At 44.5% G+C, this 18,907-nt stretch carries 21 protein-coding genes; 15 read left to right on the top strand and 6 right to left on the bottom strand.

Annotated features, from left to right (window positions below; all coding sequences use genetic code 11):
• Positions 1 to 263: 263 nt before the first annotated feature.
• Both V202x_RS21465 and V202x_RS21460 read right to left on the bottom strand, forming a co-directional pair.
• Positions 264 to 905 carry a hypothetical protein gene (locus tag V202x_RS21465; protein WP_145178893.1) on the bottom strand — a complete coding sequence of 214 codons (642 nt, stop codon included), beginning with the start codon at positions 903 to 905 and terminating at the stop codon, positions 264 to 266.
• A 97-nt stretch (positions 906 to 1,002) separates the two neighbouring features.
• Positions 1,003 to 1,353, bottom strand: a complete 351-nt coding sequence (locus V202x_RS21460; RefSeq protein ID WP_145178892.1) for a hypothetical protein — start codon at positions 1,351 to 1,353, stop codon at positions 1,003 to 1,005.
• A gap of 220 nt (positions 1,354 to 1,573) precedes the next feature.
• Between V202x_RS21460 and V202x_RS21455 the strand changes: the two genes are divergently transcribed.
• On the top strand, positions 1,574 to 1,972 hold the full coding sequence (locus V202x_RS21455) for a hypothetical protein (protein ID WP_145178891.1): 399 nt from the start codon (positions 1,574 to 1,576) through the stop codon (positions 1,970 to 1,972).
• A gap of 22 nt (positions 1,973 to 1,994) precedes the next feature.
• Here the strand turns inward: V202x_RS21455 and V202x_RS21450 are convergent, their stop codons facing one another.
• Positions 1,995 to 2,318: a hypothetical protein gene (locus V202x_RS21450; protein ID WP_145178890.1), complete on the bottom strand. Its 324-nt coding sequence runs from the start codon at positions 2,316 to 2,318 to the stop codon at positions 1,995 to 1,997.
• Positions 2,319 to 2,602: 284 nt separating this feature from the next.
• On the opposite strand from V202x_RS21450, the gene V202x_RS21445 reads away from it, so the two are divergent.
• Positions 2,603 to 2,989, top strand: a complete 387-nt coding sequence (locus tag V202x_RS21445) for a DUF4304 domain-containing protein (RefSeq protein WP_197993027.1) — start codon at positions 2,603 to 2,605, stop codon at positions 2,987 to 2,989.
• A 197-nt stretch (positions 2,990 to 3,186) separates the two neighbouring features.
• Entirely contained in the window at positions 3,187 to 3,555 is a 369-nt protein-coding gene (locus tag V202x_RS21440) for a hypothetical protein (protein ID WP_197993026.1), read from the top strand.
• A gap of 381 nt (positions 3,556 to 3,936) precedes the next feature.
• On the opposite strand, the gene V202x_RS21435 is transcribed toward V202x_RS21440, so the two are convergent.
• Complete coding sequence (locus V202x_RS21435; protein WP_145178887.1) at positions 3,937 to 4,620, bottom strand: NUDIX hydrolase; 684 nt, start codon at positions 4,618 to 4,620, stop codon at positions 3,937 to 3,939.
• A 933-nt stretch (positions 4,621 to 5,553) separates the two neighbouring features.
• Between V202x_RS21435 and V202x_RS21430 the strand changes: the two genes are divergently transcribed.
• Positions 5,554 to 5,886 carry a hypothetical protein gene (locus V202x_RS21430; protein ID WP_145178886.1) on the top strand — a complete coding sequence of 111 codons (333 nt, stop codon included), beginning with the start codon at positions 5,554 to 5,556 and terminating at the stop codon, positions 5,884 to 5,886.
• Between the two features lie 55 nt (positions 5,887 to 5,941).
• Here the strand turns inward: V202x_RS21430 and recJ are convergent, their stop codons facing one another.
• On the bottom strand, positions 5,942 to 7,642 hold the full coding sequence (gene recJ / locus V202x_RS21425) for a single-stranded-DNA-specific exonuclease RecJ (RefSeq protein WP_409996688.1): 1,701 nt from the start codon (positions 7,640 to 7,642) through the stop codon (positions 5,942 to 5,944).
• Between the two features lie 402 nt (positions 7,643 to 8,044).
• Here recJ and ilvN point away from each other — a divergent pair, with 402 nt between their 5' ends.
• The 3 genes from ilvN (at position 8,045) to V202x_RS21410 (ending at position 10,805) form a co-directional block, all read left to right on the top strand.
• Positions 8,045 to 8,560 (top strand): acetolactate synthase small subunit, encoded by a 516-nt coding sequence (gene ilvN, locus V202x_RS21420; RefSeq protein ID WP_145178884.1) that lies wholly within the window; start codon positions 8,045 to 8,047, stop codon positions 8,558 to 8,560.
• Between the two features lie 170 nt (positions 8,561 to 8,730).
• Complete coding sequence (gene ilvC, locus V202x_RS21415; protein ID WP_145178883.1) at positions 8,731 to 9,735, top strand: ketol-acid reductoisomerase; 1,005 nt, start codon at positions 8,731 to 8,733, stop codon at positions 9,733 to 9,735.
• A 197-nt stretch (positions 9,736 to 9,932) separates the two neighbouring features.
• Positions 9,933 to 10,805, top strand: coding sequence for a radical SAM protein (locus V202x_RS21410; protein WP_145178882.1), 873 nt, complete (start codon positions 9,933 to 9,935; stop codon positions 10,803 to 10,805).
• 48 nt (positions 10,806 to 10,853) lie between these two features.
• Here the strand turns inward: V202x_RS21410 and V202x_RS21405 are convergent, their stop codons facing one another.
• Positions 10,854 to 11,972, bottom strand: coding sequence for a DUF4912 domain-containing protein (locus V202x_RS21405; RefSeq protein ID WP_197993025.1), 1,119 nt, complete (start codon positions 11,970 to 11,972; stop codon positions 10,854 to 10,856).
• A 921-nt stretch (positions 11,973 to 12,893) separates the two neighbouring features.
• Here V202x_RS21405 and V202x_RS21400 point away from each other — a divergent pair.
• The 8 genes from V202x_RS21400 (at position 12,894) to atpG (ending at position 18,837) form a co-directional block, all read left to right on the top strand.
• Positions 12,894 to 13,202, top strand: a complete 309-nt coding sequence (locus V202x_RS21400; protein WP_145178880.1) for an AtpZ/AtpI family protein — start codon at positions 12,894 to 12,896, stop codon at positions 13,200 to 13,202.
• Positions 13,203 to 13,294: 92 nt separating this feature from the next.
• The gene (locus tag V202x_RS21395) at positions 13,295 to 13,681 is read left to right on the top strand and encodes a hypothetical protein (RefSeq protein WP_145178879.1); all 387 of its coding nucleotides are present in this window, start codon (positions 13,295 to 13,297) and stop codon (positions 13,679 to 13,681) included.
• Between the two features lie 65 nt (positions 13,682 to 13,746).
• Positions 13,747 to 14,604, top strand: a complete 858-nt coding sequence (atpB, locus tag V202x_RS21390) for a F0F1 ATP synthase subunit A (RefSeq protein ID WP_145178878.1) — start codon at positions 13,747 to 13,749, stop codon at positions 14,602 to 14,604.
• An 83-nt stretch (positions 14,605 to 14,687) separates the two neighbouring features.
• Positions 14,688 to 14,975 carry an ATP synthase F0 subunit C gene (atpE, locus tag V202x_RS21385; RefSeq protein ID WP_232098621.1) on the top strand — a complete coding sequence of 96 codons (288 nt, stop codon included), beginning with the start codon at positions 14,688 to 14,690 and terminating at the stop codon, positions 14,973 to 14,975.
• A 107-nt stretch (positions 14,976 to 15,082) separates the two neighbouring features.
• A complete protein-coding gene (gene atpF, locus V202x_RS21380) occupies positions 15,083 to 15,709 on the top strand; it encodes a F0F1 ATP synthase subunit B (protein WP_197993024.1) in 627 nt (208 codons plus the stop codon).
• Positions 15,710 to 15,788: 79 nt separating this feature from the next.
• Positions 15,789 to 16,433, top strand: a complete 645-nt coding sequence (gene atpH / locus V202x_RS21375; RefSeq protein ID WP_197993023.1) for an ATP synthase F1 subunit delta — start codon at positions 15,789 to 15,791, stop codon at positions 16,431 to 16,433.
• Positions 16,384 to 17,901 carry a F0F1 ATP synthase subunit alpha gene (gene atpA / locus V202x_RS21370; RefSeq protein WP_145178876.1) on the top strand — a complete coding sequence of 506 codons (1,518 nt, stop codon included), beginning with the start codon at positions 16,384 to 16,386 and terminating at the stop codon, positions 17,899 to 17,901. Before atpH ends, atpA begins: the two co-directional genes overlap by 50 nt.
• Positions 17,902 to 17,958: 57 nt before the next feature.
• A complete protein-coding gene (gene atpG, locus V202x_RS21365; RefSeq protein ID WP_145178875.1) occupies positions 17,959 to 18,837 on the top strand; it encodes an ATP synthase F1 subunit gamma in 879 nt (292 codons plus the stop codon).
• The last annotated feature ends 70 nt before the right edge of the window (positions 18,838 to 18,907 follow it).

The following is an 18,907-nucleotide window of genomic DNA, read 5'->3' as shown; positions in this document are numbered from 1 at the left end:
ATTGAGTCATAATTTTTAAGATTCTCCAACGTATTAGATTCATCTATTTCATATGCGTTTAACGGGACTAAAAAGAAATTTAGAATACATACACACAAGAAAAAAGATCTCATTTATAGTAACCTTAAACTCTAGAAAAATTTTGACCGACCAAATGAGTAGCAATTTCTCTAAAACAATTCCATTATGATTAACTAGTAACTACGAGGTCCCATTGGGATTTTCTTTTGAATAATAAGAGCATCATTATTGATTGCATGCTTCTAAGGGATGGGTGTCCCAGGAGTACCGCAAATAGGACGATCTAACTCCCACGCTTGATCTGCAATAAGAGTTCCTGTACAAGAACTAGTCGTACATGGAGTGTATGCAGCAGAATATGGCGATCCCTCACACACTCCAAACGTATCTGTATTCGGACCACCATCTGTGCAATCATCTTCTCTCTCTATAATCCATCGTTGCCAATCTAATGGGTCTTCTCCCCACTGACAAGCTTGGTTTCCTGAACCTGCCGGTCCTGGTGGTGGCGTACACTTTAGCAATCGTACGGTGTTTAAAAAACACTTATCTAATTCGCATTGACCGACTTCACCTTTGTAGTCTGCACACTCAATGACACTAGTTAAACCAGTATCACTGCATGGTTCTTTACAATTTTCTGCTGCTGTCAAACCAGCTCCATATAATGTCCTAATATCCAAAACACCCAAGCTCCAATAAACAGTGACTGCTATAAAGCTTGTTAACAGTAAACAAAAACCACCTATTTTAAATGTATACATAATTAAAATACCCTTTCTCTGATTTTGGTTATCAAATGCCTCAGAAAATGATCTTATGTACTTATTCAGTACAGTTATTTCAATTCCATTATGTACAAAATTCACATTATCACGAAACATTAATATACAATTAATTTAAAGTTAACTTTAGGAGGCCTGATCTATTCGTATTGGGTTTAAAGAGTGCTTTTGAAGTTGCAAATCTCAGGCGCAGGTTTCAAGGAATTGTCAAATTTATTTCCCTTATAAAAGATGAGTTAGTGTAACCACGAAATACACGAACCTCACGAAAACGAATTCTGGATCTCAATGCTTTGGGAACACTTTTGGGTCTGACCCCTTTTCTCCACCCCTCTCGTTTTTCTTCGATATCAACTGGCTTATTTTGCTCATCGAGTATTTCAGCTTCGGAATCGCCTTCTGGCTTCTCGCGGGGACACCGAACAAGCGGATGGAGAACAATGGCTGACCCCGCCCCAAACGAAAGTATGGCTATTTTTCGCTGCCTGTCCTCCAGGGCAGCCGATTTGTCGTCCGGATCGATTGCAAAGCAGATCGAAGCAATCATAGGCTGATGATTCTATCCATTCACTACGAAAAAAATGTGGACCCGAGCTTATTACAGAAAAAAATGAAATCAAAATTGTTGGCATTCGCCAAATTCAATGGGTGTAATGCGTTGGATTTCAATATGAAATGAGATATGGAATACCAAAAAAACCTAGTCTATTATTGTTTCTGTTAAAAGACTTCATTATCTAAGGATTCTTGTTTAGGCTATATGATTCATGGGCATGTTCGATTATTACATTCCTGATCCACCTCTTCATTGCCCTGCCTGCAATTCAGTTCTCGAAGGTTGGCAAGGTAAAGATGGACCTTGCATGCTTTTAATATGGCAGCAAGGGGATAAAGTTCCAGTCGCGCATAAGTTGCCAGAGGAGGATATTGACAATAATAAAGTCTTTCTTGAGTCCTTCGTTTTACCTTCTCATTTTGAGATTTACACAGATGGGTGCAAGTGTGAGAGAATGATCGATGCATATGGATTTTGTGAAAATGAAGTCTGGTGTCGTTCCGAAGTTGTGACACATTTAAACTTTCGCCCTGGATATACCACTAGCGTAAAAGACGAACACAAGATCAGAAAATATCTTAAGCAGTGGATTGAAAATGAAATCGAATGATCTTAGTTTGCAAATCGGAGCGTCAAAAAGAGACCTGGTCCATTATTGTTTTGGCATCAATTACCAAACTTTTTAATTGAGTAAGCTGGCCAATTGATTCTGGAAGCAATTCTAAATCATTTAAAGAAAGGTCTAACTCTGTTAATTGAGTAAGTTCTCCTAATGATTCAGGCAACGATGTAAGTATATTTCCACCAAGATCTAAATCTGTTAGCTGAGAAAGTTGTCCTATCGATTCTGGGAGTTCATCAATGTCCATCCCATGCAGTGAAAGAAAATCTTCCTTGTTTCCAATGGCTCCTTGAATTATCAACTCAGCTAGTTTATACGCTTTGTTTTTTGTCATATTAATTATACTTTAGCAATGTAAGAACAATTAAGGTTTATTGATTTTACAACTTAGATATTTTTTCTATTGTTTGATTATTTAAAAAATGAAATGATTTTACAACAATGCTAAAAGTGTCTGGGAAACGATGTATACCCAAACAAGTGACCGGGTAACACGTATTACCCAGACATTGTTGATCCTCTGACAACCAACTCCCTAACAAACTATTGCTCACTGATCTATGGAGCGCCATTGAATTCCGGCGTTATATATTTGAGATGAATGATAAACGGAAAGAAATGAATCAAGTCCTGAAGGAACTTGTGATTCCGAAGTTGAGAGGTATAGGATTTCGTGGGAGCATGCCACATTTTCGCCGCCTGAGAGACGAGCAAACTGACCTTCTGACGTTTCAGTTCAGTACTTCCGGTGGTAAATTCGTTGTGGAGGTTGCTTTTGCCTCCGCAGGTCCGTTCGAAACATCTTGGGGCAAAATCATTGAACGCAAGAAACTAACTGCCCACGACCTCAATAACCGACTTCGCCTTGGTCCCAAGGTCGATGGTGAGAACGATTTCTGGTTTATTTACGAGGGAGCCAATGCAAGACCAATGCATGAACTTGCTGAGCTTCTCAACACTCACATACAGACCGAAGCAGAAACATACTGGAATAGAGAGAACTGATGCGCAACTGGCAGAGAAGATCTGATAGAATGTCTGGGTAGTGCATGTTACCCAGACATCGCAGAAATTATGTCCGGGAAATTATTGTTACCCGGTCACTTTTAAACAATAAGTAGTTTGAGCATGTTTTGAATGCCTCGTAGATATCATATACAACGACATGCAGGTGAATAACAAGTTCGGGGACAATTGTGAAAGTGCTTAACCCGATATCGGTGAATGATGCGATTGATCGTTTGGCAGAACTTGCAGGGCAAGATGTGAGTCTGGTCGGCGTTCTATCATTAGACTTTGAAGGAACATCTATAAACCACATCCCAAAATCCGAATGCCGTTCTAATGTGGTAGGCACATATCAATCCAGCATTTGGGTGAACTTTGATTTCGTGGCGATCAATCAATGCGAGCAATGGTTGGATCAATTCGACGGACGCCATGTACAGGTCGACGGTATACTGGCTGCGCCAGAAAAAAGTTTTAATGGTTGTGGCCATTTTTCGCTTTGGCCCGCCGAATTGACTGTTACTGCAATCGCAAAAAAGACTGTGATGCCGACTGGCAATTGATAGTCTATCCTGAATAATTAGTCCGAAGAACAAACGCAGGCACTGCGGAACCGTAGCAATAAATGTCCGGTTAATAGGTATTTACCGGACACTTTAAACGTTAACAAGCTTATCCAAAAGAGCAGAGTCCAAGTGACAGCTATTACCCGGTCATTAGTTATCAATGCCTAAATCGAACAATGTCTTGGTAACGTGCGTTACCAGGTCACTTATTTTAAAGAGTGTCTTTTAAAAACAGTGGGTTTTTGCAATTCCAGAATAGGTATGAGTTGATGCGACCTAAGATCGGCTAACGCTTTAGCTAACCGGGCGGCGGCTAGCGACTTTGACTTCAGATTCCGCACCCAACCGCCGCTCCGGTTGAGCGATTTGTTAGCTGCACTACGGTTTTGGCGGTGGAACCTTTAGTTTCTTGCGGAACAGTGTATCGCCTTCAAGCTCATCCACGAGCGGAGGGTACAAATCGCGATCTTCTCCGACGTAGTTCTTTGGGATTTGAGCAAAACACCGACCTTTAATCATCCCGTCAGGAAATCGCCCGGGATGTTGTTTCTTTACTGCATCAATAGCCGCATATAGTTCGCTTGCGGGAACCCACGCCAACTGCTTGACCTCGTCGCGTTCGTCCGGAAAGTCACCGATCTTCTTGTATGGGACTTCTACCAGATAGATGTAGCTCTTGTGACGTGGGTGCTTTATCCGAAGTTCTGGGTTGAGTTGCCCCGGTTTTAAGAGAAAGCCCCTGCCATAGGCACCTTTACCAGTTTTGGCGTCAACCCCAGTTTCTTGGTCAAACTCACGTGAGGCAGTCTCGACTGTAGTTTCATTGCCATCACGTGTGCCGCCAATCCCTTTCCATTTCAATCCGGGGCAGAACTTGAGTTCACGCCTCCCGCGGTGTTCCTTTCCGAGCAAAACAACTAACTGCCGTGTGTCTGGGTCAACGGAGTATGCAATCACGCCAGCGTACTTGAACTCCTTCGGCTCTTCAGCGGTCACAACGTGCCGAGGAAGACTAACGAGAACCATGCAGGCCAAGGCGGCGATAAGCGATATGTTTCTCATTTGATGCTCCTATGTAATTCTGCAGCTAACTTGTTATTAACCTGCACGGCCTTGTTCTGATATGACGCTGATATGAAACAAATACGCGCAAAATAAACGGTTTTTGTTTTAATATGACGCCCCAGGGGCTTCATATCACACATAGATGCTGGATATGAAGCCAACATGCTGTATATGATACCTCAGGGAATTCGCTTTACAAGTTATAAATTCATTTACATTAGACAGTTATAGTCAGTAGCTGCTGATATGAAAAAACAGAAACGCAACAAGGTACGAAAATAACTTGAATCTCATTGAGCAACTAAAACAGATAACGTTCGATTTTCGAAAAGCTTACACCTACTCTAATTTTTACTCGAACTTGGGACTAATGTGTCTGATAAACTTATCTCGAAAATCAAAATTAGCTTAACTTATATATTCAGTCGTTTTTAATATGATTGAGATGAGTAAATGAAGAATATAAATGTCGGGGTAATAAGAGTTACCCGGTCACTAGTTTAGACGGTGTTTTTTACAAAGTGGTTTAATAAACCATTCACGAATTAATTTAAGGTGTCCGGAACCTTTTCGCAGGTGAAACGATCTTATTGGCGTTGAAAGAGCTAATAATCCGATGACAAAGCACCATTTCTTCACAACAGAAAACAAAATAGTTTTTTCGGTTCCATGTAACTCTTCCTCCCTACTCTTTTCAGTTTCATTCCCTTTATAAAAGATGAGTTAGTGCAACCACGAAATACACGAAAACGAATTCTGGAAGTCATGACTTTAACATGCTGCTCTTATAACACCTGCTTTATTTTCACGTACGATGAGTTCGTGTCTATTGGATAGAATCTGTTGGGCGGTCTTTGTGCTGCTTCAGTTGCTGTGCCTTTTTGCTGCTGCCTGGTGTGTTTGATTTGATTCCTTTCAAGGAGGATAGGCATGTCGTGTTTGGTTTTTCATTTGTTCCCTTTGCTTTTTTGTTGGTGGAAGATTCGTTGTTTGAGCTTCGACTATCATCGCGAATGGCGGGGGGTGGTCAAGTTTGATATTTGCGCAGTTTTGTCTGAGAGTTGGTTAATTCGTGACGAGTGGAAACACGATTTGGGCTCATCCAGGGTGCAAATCAGTACTCAAAGTAGTGAAGTCCGGGAACCGGTTTTGCTGGCGATTTTTGAAAGCTTGCTCAAACGAGGAGGTTTTATAGTGATAGCATCCACAGGAGCAGAAGTCTTCAGCATTCCGAATTTTTTCCCTCGCGCGCGCGAGACATAAATCAGGAGTTTCACTCTCTGCTCGACGGCGTCAAGTTCAAAATGAGCACTGAAAATCAGGAGGGTATTGACGCGGTTGTTTTTTCTGAGATCCAATCTTTCAAATGCAACTGCACATTTTCGAAACCGCGAAATTTATTGATGCTGGGAGCGAAGCTGATAGAGAACGGACCGCCGTCTTCCTGCATCTGGCTGGCCCATTCGCCTTTGCCAAAGGCGATCGCGCGGATCTTGGTTTTGTGCTGCTGGAAAACCAATGAGAGATGCCGCCCCCCTTCTCCCATCGTGCGCGGCGGCTCTGCGAGATCGACGCGGGTGGCTACAAATTGGGGCCGTGGGTTTTCCTGGCCGAATGGTCCAAGGCGGTCCAGCTCCTGCACTGACTGTTTTGTGATTTCGTTTAAACAGACTTCGGCGTCGATCCGCATCTGTAACTCTTCATCAGAGGGCTGGGGCGCAGAGGCGGCAAATTCAGCAAACGCGAGACGGAAGTCTTCGATTTTGTCTTCCGCGATTTTGAGTCCGGCGGCGGCCTGATGACCACCGTAGCGGATCAGGTGTTCGGAACAGCCGGTGAATCCGGCATGCAAATCAAATCCTGCGAACGACCGCGCCGAACCCTGGCCGGTTTGTGAATTCGCATCGAGGGCAATCATGACGGTTGGCTTTTCATAATGCTCGGCGACTCGATTGGCGACGATGCCGATCACGCCGGGATGCCAGTCTGCATGCGCTAAAACCAGTGTCGCATGGTCGGCCCAATCTTCATTCTCATCCACCATTTCTTTGGCCTGTTTGAGAATCCGCCGTTCCACGGTTCTGCGATTTTTATTCAACTCGTCGAGGTAAGCCGCTAACTGAATCGCACGATCCTGATTTGTGGTGGTTAAGAGTTCGACAGCCAGCCTTGCCTGCCCCAGTCGACCTGCGGCATTCAAGCGCGGCGCGATGGCAAAGCCGATATCTTCGGTATCGAGTTTCTGGTCGGGCTTGATTTCCGCGACTTTCAAGAGTTCCAGCAAACCTAACGGCGCTCTTTCTGTGAAGGCGCTCAATCCGTATTTGACGAGGACTCGGTTTTCCCCGAGTAGGGGAACGACGTCCGCGACGGTTCCAATCGCTGCGAGCCCGACTGCGCATTTAAGATACTCGCGCATGTGAGGCGATGCTTTCTGGCCATCGCCCAGCTTTTGACATACGGCCCAGGCTAACTTTAAAGCAACCCCTGCCCCGCAGAGATGAGGAAATGCATATGTACTGCCGGGCAAACGGGGATGAACCAGACACGCCGCCTCGGGAAGTTCATCGCTCATTTGGTGATGATCGGTGATGATCAGCTCCAGCCCCAGTTCTTTGGCGAGCGCCGCCTCTTTCACACTGGTGATTCCACAATCGACAGTAATGACGAGCCGCTGAGGATCTTCCTCGTGCAATGTTTGAATCGAGTCACAGCTTAATCCATATCCATCTTCCAGACGGTTGGGAATGTAATAGTCGCACTCTCCGTTTGCTAATGTTAAGCACTGGAGCAGAATGCTGGTGGAGGTCATGCCATCCACATCGTAGTCGCCATAAATGGTGATGCGACGTTTGTCATTTAGCGCGGCAATGATTCGCTCGGCTGCGTCTTCGATGCCCGGCATGGAACTGGGTTCCAGCAGGTCGTTCATTTTGGCGTCAATGAAGCTCCGCGCCGAAGCTGCGTCGTGAAGTCCTCTTGCAATTAAGACCTGGGCAAGAAGTGGAGAGATCCGCATTTCCCCACTGAGACGGCGGACCTGAGATTCATCGTGAGGAGCAAATCGCCAGTTTTGAGTCATCCGTGCTCTCGATCAGATATAGGAGAAAAAATCAGCGGTAAACTGATTGACCATTAAAACAGAGTCGCATTCGACTGTCAAAACCATGGTATTGGCTGAATGTACAAAATGAAAGACTCCTCCCGCCGGGAAGTCAAAACGAACCCATTTCGGCTTTCCCCTGTCCAGTCCACTGGTGAGAGAGGCACATAATCGGTCTAACCCGCCTGATCCTCAACCGAGTGCACTGAGATATCAACGTCGGGACTTGCTCGTGCTCTGGGACAAGACTAAACTAAACGCTTCGGTGATTTTCACGTTACCCCTGTTTTTGATTGAATTACACATTAAGGTTTTGGGATGAAACACGTTCTTTCTGCATTAGTCATGAACCAACCGGGTGTCTTGGCCCATATTTCAGGCATGCTCGCTTCGCGTGCGTTTAACATCGAGAGCCTGGCTGTCGGTGAAACGGAAGAACCCGAATTTTCCCGAATTACCTTTGTCGTAGGGGATTACAACAAACTGGATCAGGTCCGTAAGCAACTGGAAAAGCTGGTAACCGTAGTCAAAGTGGTCGATTTTTCCGGCCAGGACTATGTAGAGCGTGACCTGATGCTGATGAAAGTCTCGACCTCGGGAACGTCACGATCAGAAATTCGTGAATTAGTCGACATTTTCCGTGCGAAAATCGTTGACGTGAGCTCTGAAAACGTGATGATCGAAATCTCAGGTCAGGAATCCAAGATCAATGCATTCATCGATGTGATGAGGCCTTTTGGAATTCTGGAGATCGTGCGTACAGGACGAATCGCACTGTTACGTTCCGAAACAGTCAAAGCAGACTCTGGTTCAAAGGCAGTGGAAACTGTTTAATCATTCCACCAGACAAACAGCAGACTAACTATTCACGGCTGTTTTGTCCCACAACGCAGAGCGTTGCCTAAAAGAATGTTTGATGGCAGCGATTTGACTAAAGAAGTTCTAATCGAAGTGGAACCGGTTCTGCTTCTTTCAGCATTACATCAATACAAGAGATCAGGATTATGGCAGTTACAATTTATTACGATGATGACGCAGACTTGTCGCTGCTCAAAGACAAGACGATCGCGATTCTCGGCTATGGAAGCCAGGGACATGCACAAGCTCAAAACCTTCGCGACAGTGGCTGCAATGTCATTATTGGACAACGCAAAGGGAGCGAAAATTACGATTTGGCTGTCAGCCATGGCTTTGATCCCGTGCCTCTTGCTGAAGCCACCAAAGCGGGTGACTTAGTCAATATCCTCTTGCCTGATGAAGTTCAGGGCGATCTCTACAAAAGCGAAATTCTTCCTAATCTGAGCAAAGGAAATCTGCTGCTCTGCTCGCATGGGTTTAATATCCACTTTAACCAGGTCGTGCCACCTACCGGTGTTGATGCTGCTCTGGTCGCTCCGAAAGGTCCGGGGCATCTGGTTCGTAGCGAATATGTTCAAGGCGGTGGCGTTCCCTCATTGATTGCTTTGGTTGAAGGTGCCTCTGATAGTGCCCGCCAACTGGCTCTGGCTTACGCGAAGGGAATCGGCGGAACTCGTGGTGGTGTGATCGAGACCAGTTTTGCTGAAGAAACAGAAACCGACCTGTTTGGCGAGCAAGTTGTCCTCTGTGGCGGTGTCAGTGAATTGGTCAAAGCCGGTTATGACACACTGGTTGAAGCAGGCTATCAGCCTGAAATGGCATACTTTGAGTGCATGCATGAATTGAAGCTGATCGTTGACCTGTTCTACCAGGGTGGTTTGAACTACATGCGATACAGCGTTTCCAATACAGCCGAGTATGGCGACTATTCCAGTGGTCCCCGCATCGTCACTGAGGAAACCCGCAAAGAAATGAAGCAAATCCTGGCTGAGATCCAAAATGGTGAATTCGCCAAGAACTGGTTGCTGGAAAACAAAGCGAACCAGGCTTCATTCAAAGCGATTCGACGCTTGAATCGACAGCATCCCATCGAAGCGGTCGGTAAAGAGCTTCGCCGCATGATGAGCTGGATTGATTCGAAAGAAGTCTAATCCGATCTGCGATACAAATTGAAAATTTAAATGCGGTAGCGACTTAGCATGGTCGTTACCGCATTTTTTATGGTAAATTGCAGTAATATGTACAGATTGTTTGCCTCGGGTGATAACTAATCAAGTTCCACTTGTCTTTCTGAGATATCAGTCATATAAAAAGAGTAAGTCGACTACCTCGTTCTGGAAATTGAACTATGCCGTCATCATCACTTCCCCTGCATTCGCAGCATCAACGAACTTATCACGAGAATAAGTTTGTCTACCCGGTTTTATCCCGGCGGAGTAAGGGAATTTCGATCGGCGTTAATCTCAACCCCGACAAAATCTGTAATTTTGACTGTATTTACTGTCAAGTTGATCGCAGAGAAGAGTCGGAAACCCGCTTTGTCGGTTTCGAACAGCTGCTGACAGAGCTTGATCACATGCTGAAGTTCGTCATGAGTGGGGAAATTTATCAGGATCCGAAGTTTGCTACGGTGCCTGAAGCGCTGCGAAGGCTGAACGATATCGCATTTTCGGGCGATGGAGAGCCGACAACCTACAAAAACTTTGACAACATTGTCAAGGAAGTGGCCGACTTGAAAAAGAAGCATCAAGCGCATGATGTCAAAATGGTATTGATCACCAATGCGAGTATGTTCCATCGGGAAAGTACCCAAAACGCACTCAAACTATTAGATGAAAATCAAGGAGAGATCTGGGCCAAGCTTGACGCCGGCACGGAGAGCTACTTCAAAATCATCGATCGCACCAAAATTCGATTTCAACAGATTCTGGATAACATCGCACTCGTCGCGAAACAGCGACCGATTGTAATTCAGAGCTTGTTTATGCTGGTGAATCAGCAACCACCTGATGCAGCAGAAATCGCAGCGTTCTGTGATCGGCTCAACGAAGTCATTGAGTCAGGAGGCGAGATTAAGCTGGTTCAGGTTTATACGATTGCGCGTCGTACAACTGAAGATTATGTGACTTCGCTTAGTTCTGCGCAGGTTGATGAGATTGCGGAAAAGGTGAAGGAAAAAACGGGGCTCACCACTGAAGTCTATTACGGAAACGCCGACTGACAGAGAAGCGCTCTCTGTCAGTCATTTGGCGTTGCGAGCGCGATTTCCTTACTCGTCGAGCTGAACGGGCTCGAGATCTTTGGTATTGCGTTCAATCGCAAGCACAATCGTTTGTTGCTTACGTTTATTCGAAGAGGTATTAACGGCTGGGATCACCTGCCTACCATTGGGAAGGCTGAGACGCAGGGCAAACCGCCCTTCTTTGCTAACCGGGATTTTCTCTCCTAATAATGTGACCTCTGCTTGCGGGTCTGAGGTCCCATGAATGAGTAATTCTGTTTCCACATGGAACTCTCGCTTTGCTTTTTTGCTAAGGGATCCATTGGAACCACCATTCGAATCGAGCGTCAAAGGCAGTGCGAGTCTAGCGGCAGCGCTACCACCGTTCTCGTTCCGCGACGTATAACGTCTGGATCGAGTGGCTGAGTAATTACTGTCGAGTGCCCGTTTTGTTTTGCCTCCTTTTTCAGAGACTTCAGGCATCGGAGGAGTTAATTTATGAGAGTAAACTAAGCCGAAAAACTTATTTTGTGGCGTCACAAAACCAAGCTGTAGTTTATACGACCGAGCTGGTTGATCGATTTGCACGAACCATAAACCGGAGTCGATCTTGATTTCAACATCTTTGACATACGCTTTACTAGTGCGACTGTTTTCATTCGTGGTAATATCATAAATGCGAATGACGGGAACAGCTTGATACCAGTATGCCCCTAATGCTGCTTTGGCACGGTCTAAGCTTCCCTGAGTCACTGTCCATGTTGCCAGTAACCAATGGGAATCTTTCACTACCGCTGTCAGTTTGGTTTCAGAAGATTCTGAAGTCGGGAGGATTTTGTCATTATGCGAACTCTGCCCATTTGATTTGAGCAGTTTTTGTATTTTTGCCTGGTGCTCGGCAGGAGCTAAATGGCTTGAAGAAGATTGTGAGGGTAAAGCCGGTACCGCCGCAGGTTTAGGAGTAACAGAACGAGATGTTTTTTTGGTAACAGGAACGCTTTTACTTTTGGGTTTCGACTTTGATTTTGCAGTTTTGATTTTTGCGATTGCTTTCACCAACTCTTGTTTTCTCATGCCATGCCAGCCGGCAATTCCATGAGATTTAGCAGTTGCAGCAAGATCACGACGCGTTTGACACTCTAAAGCTTTTATGACTGCCGGGGACATTAGGAACGGACTCCCAAGTATCAACCAAGACACTGGTCGGTGTCTTAATATCGCCTTAGTCATCCATGACAATCAGGTTAAGTTTTAGCACATCTGCCCCGTTCCAATACATTCAGAATATCGCAGTAATATCGAATCCTTTATTTCATACGATCAGAATGTAATGAACAATATGTAAACGTCAAATCAAATTTCGACCAGGACGCTACTCTCCCCAGAACAGAAAGCCACTATTAAAAATTCTCATAATCAGGAACCGCTGTTCGCTAAAGTAAAGGCTACTAGGCTGACTCCCTTGATCAGAATTGCCACTTTAAGAGTTTTGATTCGCTCACCCAACAACCTGAAGTAGGCTAGTCAGAGGAACTTATTATCAATGACTTTTGTGTCTTCGCAAAGTTTGCGACACTCAAATCACTCTTAACAACATGAAAAACGTTTTTAACACGAAAGGTCATAAAAATCAACTATTCGACTATCCTGATTTGCATAACACAAGTCCGCTTTTAGTCATATCCCTTTACATCAATGGCACTTATAATTTTAGCCTTGTCAAAATTTCATAGAAACCTAATACAAGCAGATATCGTCCTCGCTGGTAAGCTCAATTGTAGCGACACTAAACAAATCGCTTCATCACAGGAATTTGAGATCTCTAAAAAACGAAACGCCTGAAAGCCTGTCAGAAGATTTTGAGGGTGTACCCGCACCTTGTTCCAAGACGATTGTTCTTGCTTTATAATCTATTCAGGACCTCAACATACGAAATTTCATTTTTGAGAAAATTTAGATTCAGCAATTTCGATAAGCCGATCACTTTGACTCAACAAGGCGATCTACTTAAAGTCACTCTCAAGTTTGCTTCGTATTTGATTTCGCAAGCTTAATATTGCTCTGCTTCAATATTGAAAGCATCTAAAAATGCCGCATCCTGACCCTACTCCTGATCGGCAAAAACGTTCGTCATTCGCCGAGGCCCATTTGTGGGTCAGTCGATTGACAACAATCAGTTTAGAAATGGCATTACCTGCTTTATTAGGCCATTGGCTCGATACAAAGTGGGAAACAAAACCTGTGATGACGGCCATTGGTGCCTTTTTGGGTTTTGGCTGTGGATTGACACATTTATTACGAATGACTAAAGAAGCAGAGCGTAAAGATCGAAAGAGTAAAAGTCCCTCATCGAATCAACCTGAGTCAAGCTCAGATGAAAAGATAGAAGTAGATTAACTGATCAATATATAAATAATTCGCAATTATAGAATCTCATTAAAAACGAATTTTTATCGACTAGATAGACAGCAAGAATCAACTTTAACATCATGCTCTCTTCAGCTCCTTCGCAAAGTAAAAACCCGATAAAACAGTGTGGCATTCTTGCGGGCGTTTTAATTGGCCTGTTTGTACTTCTCTGCTTACCTGCCTATTTGAGCATCGGAACAAAAGCAGTTGAAGGACTCACTTACGCTACGATACTCTGCCTGATACCCGGGATTATCGTATTACTCATCTCAGGATTGTTCTTCCGTGAAGCGGCTCCCGTTGCGGTAATGGCGATCTCGACTTTAGTTCGATTAATGATCGTTGGTATCGGAACTGTGTTGATATTGAACCTCAGATCTGATTTTGGTTTACCCGAATTTTTGATTTGGTTATTGATTTGTTACTTTGCGTCTCTATTGGTTGAAACCTTGTTGATCATTCGGTAATCTGCCGAAGTTAATTAGCCTAAACAACGTATTGAGTTAGATTTTTTTGGAATTGAGCTAAAAAAATGGCCGCCGGTCACACTGATCATTTTCATCATGTTCGCGATTTTCCGCACTTCGAGCTCCCTTGGGGAATTCACCTCGAATTGCCGAGCCTGTTTGGGTTCCAAATTACAAAGTTCATGCTGTTACAGTTAGTAGCCGTTACTTTTTTGTTCTTTGTGTTTCGTGGATTAGCCAAACAAGCTGCTGGTGGTCAAGTCGTAAGAGGTCGCTGGTGGAACTTCTGGGAATCGCTCGTCATCTATATGCGCGACGAAGTCGTTCGACCCACAATTGGCTCTGACCACCACCATGATGATGATCATGGGCACCATGAAGAACCAAAAGTTGGGCACTCTGCTGATAAATACTTGCCTTTTGTGCTCTCCTGTTTCTTTTATGTATTGATTTGTAATCTTCTGGGAGTTTTCCCATGGATGGGATCTGCTACAGGAGAATTAAATGTGACAATCGCACTGGCGTTTACGACGTTTTGTACGGTTATCATGTATGGAACGCGAGAACAGGGTTTTATTCAATTCTGGTTATCTTTAGCGCCCTCCATGGAACTGCCATTTTTCATGAAACTCACTTTATTACCCATGATCTGGGTCATTGAGTTAGCCGGCTTTTTGATTAAACATGCAGTATTGGCAATTCGTTTATTTGCCAACATTATGGCTGGTCATACTGTGATTGCAGTTTTTCTGGGATTCATCGCGATGACCGCGGATTCCGGATTATGGGCGATCGTGATGCCTTCCAGCATCATTGCCCAAATATTAGTTGGCTTGCTGGAACTCTTCGTTGCGTTCCTGCAGGCATATGTTTTTGCGTTTCTTGCAACTCTGTTTATTGGAGCCGCTGTACATCCTCACTAGAGGAGCAGAGAGCTTTATTACAGACTTGCTTAGTATATTTCGTTTGAGTGTTCCTCGTTGAGAAAGGTCAGGGGATAAAAACAATGATCCAGGCTTTACGGATTATGTACATGACATGTGTTGTTGTATTGGCCACAGCTGTTCCTGCAATGGCACAAGCAGGAGAAGGTGGTGGAATTTCACTAGGAGCCCTTGGTGCGGGAATTACCATTATCGGTGCTGGTTTCGGCATCGGTAGAATTGGTGGTTCCGCTGTAGAAGCAATTGCTCGACAACCAGAGGCTGTTGGTAAAATCCAGACAGCAATGATTATTTCTGCAGCGTTGATCGAAGGTGCAGCATTCTTCGCCCTCATCATCTGCATGATCTGATGAATTCCAATTTTTGTGTCCATGTTTTACTGAAGAAACCCGTGCTCAAGCATTTGAGAACGATTTCATAACCAATTCTTCTGATGACAATGCGAGAGTCTTTAATCATGTTGAAAAGTCTTTGTACAAGCCGTTGTTTCATTATGCTGATCATAATGGGCAGCATCATATTGGGCAGTGGACTCATTGATTCTTCAGCCTCATTATATGCGGCTGAAGATGCAGGACATGCGACAGGGGCTCCGCTGGGCTGGAAAACGGACTTGGCCATTTGGTCATTTATTGTTTTCGTCATCTTCATTTTTGTGCTCAAAAAGTTTGCCTGGGGACCGCTCATTCAAGCTTTAGATGACCGAGAATTAAGAGTTGTCAACGCAATTGATCAAGCAGAATCAAAGCAAAGAGAATCAGAAGAATTAGTTAAAGAACATGCACAAAAAATAGCAGCTGCTCAGGATGAGATTCAGGCAATGATGGTTGAAGCTCGTTCTGATGCAGATCGTATCAAACAGGACATCCTTGAACAGGCACGACAGGAAGCGGAGAAAATCAAGACTCATACACTTGATGAGATTGAGCGAGCTCGCGAACTGGCCTTGAAAGATCTGTTTGATCAATTAAATGGTCGAGTCATTGATGCAACCGAACAAGTCTTAGGACGAGCATTAAATGAATCCGATCGTGAACGGCTGATTGAAGAGGCTTTATCTCAGATTTCAGGAAGTTCTAATTAAGAGTTAAGAGACCCATTTTATTCAAATGAAGTGGGTGCAGATTGAATCAATATTCCTTTAACTGTGAGTTATGGTTCGCGTGAACGATCAGAAAGAAGTAAAAACTCATGTTCCAAGTGTAATGGAAGACCCGAGTGCTACATCGGTCGCGAAGGTTTATTCCAAAGCATTTCTTGGTTCGATTAAAGAATCGGAGAGAGATTCCGTAATCGAAGAGTTTACTGAAGTTATCGACCTCGCTATGACTCAGCAACCAGTGTTTGGAAGAATGTTGATGTCAAATGCACTCAACAAAGACGAGCGATTAAGCCTGGTGGATCGTGTCTTCGCTCCCCATGCTTCAGAACTTCTCACAAACTTCCTGAGAGTTCTGGCTCGTCATGAAAGACTGGAGCTGTTACCTCTGATCTTTACTCAAATCAAGACATTGCGCGATACAGAAGCCGGAAAAAAGGCAGTCTCTGTTCGGTCTGCATTTGAGTTATCAGAACAAAATCTGACAAACATTGAGAAATGTTTGAACGAAGCACTCGGTTTTTCCCCAGTAATAGAAACATCAATAGACCAATCTGTAATTGGTGGTCTTGTAATTCAAGTTGATGACACAGTCTATGACGGTTCACTGCGTACGCGGTTAAAACAATTACGCGGACGATTGAGCAATAGGAGCATACATGAAATTCAAAGCGGACGAGATCGCTTCAGTCATCCAGAAGGAAATTGAAGACTTTCGCGGCGAAATCGAGACGAGTGAGGTAGGACGAGTCCTTGAAGTGGGCGATGGTATCGCACGCGTTTACGGTCTTTCCTCTGCCATGTCTGGTGAAATGGTTGAGTTTTCCAATGGGGTTAGAGGACAGGTCTTCAACCTCGAAGAGAACTCTGTCGGAATTATTATCTTCGGCGACTATTTATCCATCGCTGAAGGTGATGAAGTCCGGAGTACGGGCAATCTACTTTCGATCCCTGTCGGTGACAGCTTACTGGGACGAGTTGTTGATCCTCTTGGTAATCCACTTGATGGAGAGGGCCCCATAGTCGCAACTGAATCCAGACCTTTGGAAGTGGCTGCCCCCGGTGTTGCAGCCCGACAGCCAGTGACACAACCGCTGGCAACTGGGATCAAAGCGATCGATGCCATGACCCCCGTTGGTCGAGGTCAACGTGAGTTGATTATTGGGGACCGTAAAACAGGAAAAACGGCGATTGCCATCGACACAATCCTCAACCAGAAAGGCAAAGACGTCATCTGTGTTTATGTGGGTTGTGGGCAAAGATCTGCGACCATTGCAGGTGTTGTCAATCAGCTTCAAGAACATGGTGCAATGGATTACACGGTTGTCGTCAGTGCTTCTGCCAGTGACCCTGCCCCGTTACAATATATTGCACCTTATGCTGGTGCCGCGATTGCCGAACATTATATGTACCAGGGGAAACATACTCTGGTTGTTTATGATGACCTTTCCAAACAGGCTCAAGCATATCGCCAGTTGTCATTATTGATGAGACGTCCTCCCGGACGTGAAGCTTACCCTGGGGACGTTTTTTACTGTCATAGTCGCCTTTTGGAACGTTCTGCTCGTTTGAGTGATGAACTTGGCGGCGGTTCCATGACTGCCCTACCAATCATTGAAACGCTTGAAGGTGAAGTTTCCGCATATATTCCGACGAATGTGATTTCGATTACCGACGGTCAGATTTATCTGGAACCGGACTTATTCTTTGCCGGAATTCGTCCTGCGATTAACGTAGGGATCAGTGTTTCACGTGTGGGTGGTAATGCTCAAACCAAAGCGACTAAAAGTGTATCGGGAAGTTTGCGATTAGACCTTGCCGCTTTCCGTGAATTGGAAGCCTTCGCTCAGATGGGTACCGAACTCGATAAAGCGACTCAGGCTCAGCTGGATCGTGGATATCGAATGGTTGAATTATTGAAGCAGCCACAGTTTCAGCCGATGCCGATGGCCGATCAGGTTGTGAGTTTGTATGCTGGAACCAATGGTTACTTTGATACAGTACCCATTTCCCAGGTTCAACAAGCAGAATCTGAGATGCTCCAGTTCATTCGTGATCAATACCCTGAAATTACAGATAAGATTACAGAGACAGGCAAACTGGAAGACGACACGATCGAACAGTTGAAATCAGTATTAACCACGTTCATCGAACAGTTTCAACGAAAAAATCCGTAAACCGACTCAGTGATTTAATCACTTGATATAGATCATCAAAAACAGGTTCAAAATCTAATGGCCAAAGCACGTGCCATCGTAAAACGTTTAAAAGCGGTTAAAAATATCCGTAAAATTACACGGACTATGGAATTGATCGCCACTGCGCGATTCAAGAAAGCTATGGACCGCGCTTCGGAAGCAGCCGCTTATACGCGAAAGATTTCTGAACTTGTCTCTGATTTGTCACAGGCTAATCTCGAGTTTCATCACCCCTTACTGGAAAAGCATGAAACTGAGAAAAATTCTGTGCTTTTGGTTCTCACCTCCAATCGTGGGCTTTGTGGTGGTTATAACTCAAGCGTTTTAAAAAGTGCCTTGAAACGCCATCAGGAACTGGAAGCCAAGGGTCAAAACGTCCGGCTGGAAGTCTCTGGAAAACGTGGGATCAGCTTTTTGAAATTCCAGGGAACCACTGCCTCTCATACTTATACACACTTCGAAGATCGCCCCACATTTGAAGAAGTGGATGAGCTGGCGAGCCGTTATATTACAGAATATATTGAAGGTAAGATTGACCGACTCGATGTTGCATACACCGAGTTTATTTCTTCATCCAAACAAGAGGCTGTCGTTCACTCAGTGCTTCCAATTGGTGCTTTGGAATCGTCAGACACCGAGTCTTCAGCATCGCAAAAATATGATTATGAGTTTCTCCCTTCCGCACAGGAAATACTAGAGGAAATCGTACCGACCGCATTTAAAGCACGCTTATTTAAGTGCTTCCTGGATGCAGCAGTGAGCGAGCAGATCGCACGTATGGTTGCGATGAAAGGTGCCACCGAAAACGCGAATGAAATGGTGGGAACTTTATCTGCTCAATATAATCGTGCGAGACAAACACAAATTACTTCGGAAATTCTTGAAATCATTGGCGGTGCCGCTGCCTTGGAGTAATTTCCGACCTGCCCTGAGAAGGCACTTTGTATTTTTACAAATTGATTAACATCAGAAAGTAGAGACAAAT

It is taken from the genome of Gimesia aquarii (assembly GCF_007748175.1).
In the GTDB taxonomy this organism is placed as follows: Bacteria; Planctomycetota; Planctomycetia; order Planctomycetales; family Planctomycetaceae; genus Gimesia; species Gimesia aquarii_A.
The sequence above is the reverse complement of the archived record's forward strand: the minus strand, read 5'-3'. Positions and strand labels throughout refer to the sequence as shown.

Bases quoted from the DNA above. Each gene is read 5' to 3' on its own strand.
- V202x_RS21400 (WP_145178880.1), top strand. From the start codon at position 12,894: ATGCCGCATCCTGACCCTACTCCTGATCGGCAAAAACGTTCGTCATTC.
- V202x_RS21465 (WP_145178893.1), bottom strand. From the start codon at position 905: ATGTTTCGTGATAATGTGAATTTTGTACATAATGGAATTGAAATAACT.
- V202x_RS21430 (WP_145178886.1), top strand. From the start codon at position 5,554: ATGTCGTGTTTGGTTTTTCATTTGTTCCCTTTGCTTTTTTGTTGGTGG.
- V202x_RS21410 (WP_145178882.1), top strand. From the start codon at position 9,933: ATGCCGTCATCATCACTTCCCCTGCATTCGCAGCATCAACGAACTTAT.
- atpA (WP_145178876.1), top strand. From the start codon at position 16,384: ATGAAATTCAAAGCGGACGAGATCGCTTCAGTCATCCAGAAGGAAATT.
- V202x_RS21405 (WP_197993025.1), bottom strand. From the start codon at position 11,972: ATGTCCCCGGCAGTCATAAAAGCTTTAGAGTGTCAAACGCGTCGTGAT.
- ilvN (WP_145178884.1), top strand. From the start codon at position 8,045: ATGAAACACGTTCTTTCTGCATTAGTCATGAACCAACCGGGTGTCTTG.
- ilvC (WP_145178883.1), top strand. From the start codon at position 8,731: ATGGCAGTTACAATTTATTACGATGATGACGCAGACTTGTCGCTGCTC.
- V202x_RS21455 (WP_145178891.1), top strand. From the start codon at position 1,574: ATGGGCATGTTCGATTATTACATTCCTGATCCACCTCTTCATTGCCCT.
- V202x_RS21450 (WP_145178890.1), bottom strand. From the start codon at position 2,318: ATGACAAAAAACAAAGCGTATAAACTAGCTGAGTTGATAATTCAAGGA.
- V202x_RS21435 (WP_145178887.1), bottom strand. From the start codon at position 4,620: ATGAGAAACATATCGCTTATCGCCGCCTTGGCCTGCATGGTTCTCGTT.
- V202x_RS21460 (WP_145178892.1), bottom strand. From the start codon at position 1,353: ATGATTGCTTCGATCTGCTTTGCAATCGATCCGGACGACAAATCGGCT.
- V202x_RS21445 (WP_197993027.1), top strand. From the start codon at position 2,603: ATGAATCAAGTCCTGAAGGAACTTGTGATTCCGAAGTTGAGAGGTATA.
- V202x_RS21395 (WP_145178879.1), top strand. From the start codon at position 13,295: ATGCTCTCTTCAGCTCCTTCGCAAAGTAAAAACCCGATAAAACAGTGT.
- atpB (WP_145178878.1), top strand. From the start codon at position 13,747: ATGGCCGCCGGTCACACTGATCATTTTCATCATGTTCGCGATTTTCCG.
- recJ (WP_409996688.1), bottom strand. From the start codon at position 7,642: ATGCGGATCTCTCCACTTCTTGCCCAGGTCTTAATTGCAAGAGGACTT.
- atpG (WP_145178875.1), top strand. From the start codon at position 17,959: ATGGCCAAAGCACGTGCCATCGTAAAACGTTTAAAAGCGGTTAAAAAT.
- atpE (WP_232098621.1), top strand. From the start codon at position 14,688: ATGATCCAGGCTTTACGGATTATGTACATGACATGTGTTGTTGTATTG.
- atpF (WP_197993024.1), top strand. From the start codon at position 15,083: ATGTTGAAAAGTCTTTGTACAAGCCGTTGTTTCATTATGCTGATCATA.